Annotated in this window: 1 pseudogene; it reads right to left on the minus strand. The window is 42.6% G+C overall.

Annotated features, from left to right (window positions below):
- Positions 1 to 268, minus strand: a pseudogene (locus tag ACSG5Z_RS30965) (glutamine--fructose-6-phosphate transaminase (isomerizing)); the annotation flags it as partial.
- Positions 269 to 296 lie beyond the last annotated feature (28 nt).

The raw sequence follows: 296 nt of genomic DNA on the forward strand, positions 1-296 counted from the left end.
TACTGAGAAGCGGATCCGCGTTTACTTTGCTTGGAACACCCTGCGAAGCCCAGCGTGTGTGACCGATCCCCACGCTTGCTGCTACGTTCTCATCTACGATTTCGCGAAGTTTTGCAATACGACATTTTTCTTTGTATACAACAACACCGTTACCTGTTTGTACTGCAATACCTGCTGAATCATATCCACGATATTCTAGCTTTTCTAAACCTTTTAATAAAATTTCCGTTGCTTCTTGCTCTCCAATAAATCCAACGATTCCACACATGTTTAGTCGCCGTTACAAATGCTTACAT

Source organism: Bacillus pretiosus, assembly GCF_051294775.1.
Taxonomy (GTDB): Bacteria; Bacillota; Bacilli; order Bacillales; family Bacillaceae_G; genus Bacillus_A; species Bacillus_A wiedmannii.